The sequence below is a fragment of the Streptomyces sp. NPDC046716 genome (assembly GCF_040645755.1).
Lineage (GTDB): Bacteria > Actinomycetota > Actinomycetes > Streptomycetales > Streptomycetaceae > Streptomyces.
In genome coordinates, this window is the sequence record NZ_JBEYYU010000130.1 from 1 (window position 1) to 5,149 (window position 5,149).

4 protein-coding genes and 1 pseudogene are annotated in these 5,149 nt (G+C 73.9%); 2 read left to right on the forward strand and 3 right to left on the reverse strand.

Annotated elements, in window-relative coordinates:
- Positions 1–247 (forward strand): annotated as a pseudogene (locus tag ABZ930_RS41225) (hypothetical protein); the annotation flags it as partial.
- Positions 237–863 (forward strand): PH domain-containing protein, encoded by a 627-nt coding sequence (locus ABZ930_RS41230; protein WP_361560718.1) that lies wholly within the window; start codon positions 237–239, stop codon positions 861–863. The pseudogene ABZ930_RS41225 and the gene ABZ930_RS41230, both read left to right, overlap by 11 nt.
- Before the next feature lies 1 nt (position 864).
- On the opposite strand, the gene ABZ930_RS41235 is transcribed toward ABZ930_RS41230, so the two are convergent.
- The 3 genes from ABZ930_RS41235 to ABZ930_RS41245 all read right to left on the reverse strand — a co-directional run bounded on the left by ABZ930_RS41235 (position 865) and on the right by ABZ930_RS41245 (position 4,866).
- The gene (locus tag ABZ930_RS41235; protein ID WP_361560721.1) at positions 865–2,064 is read right to left on the reverse strand and encodes a glycosyltransferase family 39 protein; all 1,200 of its coding nucleotides are present in this window, start codon (positions 2,062–2,064) and stop codon (positions 865–867) included.
- 272 nt (positions 2,065–2,336) lie between these two features.
- A complete protein-coding gene (locus ABZ930_RS41240; protein ID WP_361560724.1) occupies positions 2,337–3,983 on the reverse strand; it encodes a phospho-sugar mutase in 1,647 nt (548 codons plus the stop codon).
- A gap of 58 nt (positions 3,984–4,041) precedes the next feature.
- Positions 4,042–4,866 (reverse strand): purine-nucleoside phosphorylase, encoded by an 825-nt coding sequence (locus tag ABZ930_RS41245; RefSeq protein WP_361560727.1) that lies wholly within the window; start codon positions 4,864–4,866, stop codon positions 4,042–4,044.
- Between the last annotated feature and the right edge of the window lie 283 nt (positions 4,867–5,149).

Genomic DNA, 5,149 nt, shown 5'->3' on the forward strand with positions numbered 1-5,149 from the left:
CGACTACAACGGCACCGACGGCAAGGGCTGGCCCATCGGCAAGGGCGCGACCGCCTACGCGGAGAGCCACAGCCACAACGTCTTCTGGCGGCTCATCCGCTCGCTTCAGGGGCGCGGGGAACTGCGCGAGAAGAGGCCACCGGCCCGCAGACAAGGCACAACCCGCATGCGCGACCGGCCCCCACGGGCCCGCACCCGAAAAACCGTTCCACCCCGCGTCAGGCACAATCGACGCCATGACGAGTGAACCCGGGCCCACCCACGACCGCGTATACAGGTCACCCGCCGGCATCGCAGGCGGCTGCCTGCTGCTGGCACTCGGCGTCTGGCTCGGCATCGACGCGGTGATCGGCGGCGACGGCCGCACCCCGTGGCTGGCGCTCGCGGGCCTGCTCCTCGCGGTGCCGCTCGTCGTCGCGTTCACCCTCCGCCCGGCGGTCTTCGCGGGCGAGGACCGGCTGCGGATCAGGAACCCGTTCCGCAACATCACGCTGCCCTGGGCCGCCGTCTCGGGCTTCCGCTCCGGGTACTCCAACGAGGTCGTCGACCAGGCCGGCACCAAGTACCAGCTGTGGTCCGTCCCGGTCTCGCTGCGCGCCCGCAAGAAGGCCCAGCGCAATCTGGCCCGGGCCGCCGCCGCGGACGACCCGGGGCGTCCGTCGATCATCGGCACGGGCAGCATCCAGACCCGTTCGACCCGGGCCGCCACCGACCAGGTCATGGACGAGCTGCGCGACCTGAGCCAGGCCCGCGCGGCGGAGCCCACGGCGCAGGGCGAGCCCGCGATCCGCTGGGCCTACGAGATCATCGCCCCGGCCGTGGCCGGCGCCGTACTCCTCGTCGTGCTCCTCGCGACCGGCTGAGTCACGGCGCGCTGGGCCACACCAGCGCCATGTACGCCCCGCAGTACGCGGCCCCGAGCACCGCCCCCGTCACCCCCAGCACCCGCACCCGCCGCGACGTCGTCCTGGCCAGCGCCAGCGCGAGCGGCAGCAGCAGCGGGAAGCCGGGCAGCAGGAAGCGGGCCCGGGGGAAGTAGACGCCGCCGCTCCCCAGCACGATCACCAGCAGCACCCCGGTGAAGACCAGCAGCGGCAGCGGCTGCCGGTCCGCGAGCGACAGCAGCCACAGCACCGCCGAGACGATCAGGGTCAGCGAGACCAGCACCAGGAACAGCTCGGGCGTCGAGTCGTAGGCCAGGAACTCACGGATCCGGCGCAGCGTCTCCACGCCGCCGTCCAGCTGGTTGTGCCACAGCCGCTGGACCGCGAAGTAGCCGTCCCAGCGGCCGAGCCGCAGCCCCACCCAGCCGACGTACGCGCACCAGCCCAGCGGCGCGAGCAGCCCGCCGGCCAGCACCCGCCAGGACCCGCGACGGCGCAGGGTCAGCAGCGCCGAGACGGAGACCGCGACGGCGATCGCAATGCCCGTCGGACGGGTCAGCCCGGCCAGAGCGGACAGCGTGCCCGCCCACAGCCAGCGGCCGGTGAGCACCGCGTACAGCGACCACGCCACGAACGCCGTGAACAGCGATTCGGTGTAGCCCATCCACTGGACCAGACCGACGGGCAGGCACGCCCAGAGGAACGCCAGGCTCACCCCGACCCGGCTGCCGTAGAGGCGGTCGCCGACGGCGAAGATCCCCCACGCGGCGGCGAACGAGCAGACCACCGCGAGCACCAGGCCGACACTGGCGCGCGACCCCGGGGTCACCGCGGCCACCGCCTTCACCAGGCCCGGGTAGAGGGGGAAGAACGCCAGGTTGTTGGCGTTGTAGGCGGTGCCGAGGGCGTGGGCGTAGCCGTGGTCGGCGATGCCCAGGTACCACTTGGAGTCCCAGTCGCGGGCGAGGGTCGGCCAGATGCCGTGCCCCTCCTTGTGCGCCCAGAAGCCGAGGACGAGCAGCGAGAAGAGCCGTACGGCCGCGTACGCGGACAGGGCGGGGGCCGCACGGCGCAGGGAGCGGGCGGCGCGGGCCCGGAAGCGGGTGATCGCCGCGGGGGCGGGGCGGCTCCTTCTGGCGTGCGGGAGGAGAGGGGCCTCGGGGGCGGCGGTCGGCGGCACGGAGGGGGCTCCTGGGGAACGGGGACATGGGCCGGGGGCAACGTTCCCGCTGCCCCCTGCCCCTGCCTCCCCGCGTCCCGGCAACCACCCGTCCGGGGGACCGTCGCGCGCCCAATCAAGCCCAGGTCCCCGCCATCAAGCCCCGGTCCGCACCATCAAGCCCCTCCGGCGATTGAGGAGCGGGGTTCGGGGCGGAGCCCCGGGGCCGTTGCCGGGCGCGCGTCTCGTCGTGGCTGAGCGCGCAGTTCCCCGCGCCCCTTCGGGGCGCTGAACTAGATGCCGGCCGAGGTCGAGAGGTCCCGCTTCAGCGCGGCCAGCAGCTCGGTGGCCCTGGCCCGAGCCGCTGCAAGACCGCCCCGGTCCGCCACCGGGACCACGACCTCCAGGTAGCACTTCAGCTTCGGCTCCGTGCCGGACGGACGCACGATCACCCGCGCCCCGTCGAGCGTGTACCGCAGCCCGTCGGTGGGAGGCAGCCCCCCGGCGCCCTGCGACAGGTCCTCGGCCGACGTCACGGCGAGCCCGGCGAGCACCGCCGGAGGCGCCTCGCGCAGGCGGCGCATGGCGTCGGCGATGACCGACAGGTCCTCGACCCGCACGCTCAGCTGGTCCGTGGCGTGCAGCCCGTGCGCGAGCGCCAGGTCGTCCAGCGCGTCGAGCAACGTACGGCCCCGCTCCTTGAGCTCACTGGCCAGCTCGGTGACGAGCAGCGCGGCCGTGATGCCGTCCTTGTCGCGCACGCCCTCGGGGTCGACGCAGTAGCCGAGCGCCTCCTCGTAGCCGTAGCGCAGGCCCTCGACGCGCGCGATCCACTTGAAGCCGGTCAGCGTCTCCGCGTACGGCAGCGACGCCGCCTCGGCGATCCGGCCCAGCAGCGACGACGACACGATCGACTCGGCGAGCACGCCGGTGGCGCCCCGCTTCACCAGATGGGCGGCGAGCAGCGCGCCGACCTCGTCGCCGCGCAGCATCCGCCACCCGGAGCCGTCGGCCACGGCGACGGCGCAGCGGTCCGCGTCCGGGTCGTTGGCGATGATCAGGTCCGGCGCCTCGGCGAGCGAGCCCGCCGTCGCGAAGGACAGGTCCATCGCGCCCGGCTCCTCCGGGTTCGGGAACGCCACCGTCGGGAAGTCCGGGTCCGGCTCGGCCTGCTCCGGCACGAGCACCGGCTCGGGGAAACCCGCGCGGGCGAACGCGGCCAGCAGGGTCTCCTTGCCGACGCCGTGCATCGCCGTGTAGACGGCGCGGGCGGTGCGCGGCGAACCGGGCGCCAGGACCGCGTCCGTGCGCGCCAGATAGGCCTCCAGGACGCTGTCGTCCAGCGTCTCCCAGCCCGCCTCGGGGCGCGCCACGTCGGCGAGGGACTTCACCGCGGCGATCTCGCCGGCGATCTCCGCGTCGGCGGGCGGCACGATCTGCGAGCCGTCGCCGAGGTAGACCTTGTAGCCGTTGTCCCGCGGCGGGTTGTGCGAGGCCGTGACCTCGACGCCCGCCACCGCGCCCAGGTGCCGGATCGCGAACGCGAGTACGGGCGTGGGGAGCGGCCGGGGCAGCACCGCGGCGCGCAGCCCGGCGCCCACCATCACGGCCGCCGTGTCGCGCGCGAAGTCCGCCGACTTGTGGCGCGCGTCGTAGCCGATGACGACCAGGCCGTCGCCCTGCCCCTTGCCCTTCAGGTACGCGGCGAGGCCCGCGGCGGCGCGGACGACCACCGCGCGGTTCATCCGCATCGGCCCCGCGCCCAGCTCGCCGCGGAGGCCCGCGGTGCCGAACTGGAGCGTGCCCGAGAAGCGGTCCTCCAGCTCCGCCAGGTCCCCGGCCTCGATGATCCCGGCGAGTTCGTCGCGGGTCTCGGGGTCCGGGTCCTCCGCGAGCCAGGCCTTCGCCCGGTCGAGCAGTGCGCTGCCTTCAACGGTCACGGTGAGTTCCTTCGGACGACTGGGACGGTCGGGCGGTACGTACGGGTGGCGGCCCGGCTCAGATCTTGGCGAGGACCTGGGTCAGCAGCTCGCCCATGCGGACGGCGGAGTCGCGGCCGGCCTGGAGGACCTCCTCGTGGTTGAGGGGTTCGCCGGACAGGCCCGCCGCCAGGTTCGTCACCAGGGAGATGCCGAGCACCTCCGCGCCCGCCTCACGGGCCGCGATGGCCTCCAGGGTGGTGGACATGCCGACGAGGTCGGCGCCGAGGATGCCGGCCATCCGGACCTCGGCCGGGGTCTCGTAGTGCGGGCCGGGGAACTGGGCGTACACGCCCTCCTCCAGCGACGGGTCGATCTCCTGGCACAGCTGGCGCAGGCGCGGCGAGTACAGGTCCGTGAGGTCGACGAAGTTGGCGCCGACGATCGGCGACGTCGCCGTCAGGTTGATGTGGTCGGAGATGAGGACCGGCTGGCCCGGACGCATGCCCTGGCGCAGGCCACCGCAGCCGTTGGTCAGCACGATGGTCTTGCAGCCCGCGGCGGCCGCGGTGCGCACGCCGTGCGCGACGGAGGCGACGCCCCGGCCCTCGTAGTAGTGGGTGCGGCCGAGGAAGACCAGGGCGCGCTTCGGGCCGACCTGGTACGAGCGGACCGTGCCGCCGTGACCCGCCACCGCCGCGCCGGTGAAGCCGGGCAGCTCGGTGAAGGGGAACTCGGCGTCCGGCGCGCCCAGCGCCTCCGCGGCGGGCGCCCAGCCGGAGCCCATCACGAGGGCGACGTCGTGGGTCTCGGCACCGGTGAGCTCGCGCAGGCGCGCGGCGGCGGCGTCGGCGGCGGCGTACGGGTCGCCCTGGATGTGGTCCGGAGTAACAGATGCGTTCACGCGTTTGAGAGTAGCCGGTCAAGTCCTACGCGCGTAGATGCTGATGGTCACGGGAATGCGATCGTTGTCTTGTCGTTTCCGACGAAGGCGCTTCGCTGGGGTGCGGGTTCTTGCGGTGCGGCGGGGCCGTGGGGCCGGGCAGTTGTTCGTCCGCGGGCCGGTGGCCGCTTCTCGCGCAGTTCCCCGCGCCCCTGAGGCATGCGCTTCGCGCAGCCTCCCCTGGGCCGACAGGCCGTGCACAAGAAGTACGGGAGGCGATGATGTTCGAACGGTTCACCGAGGC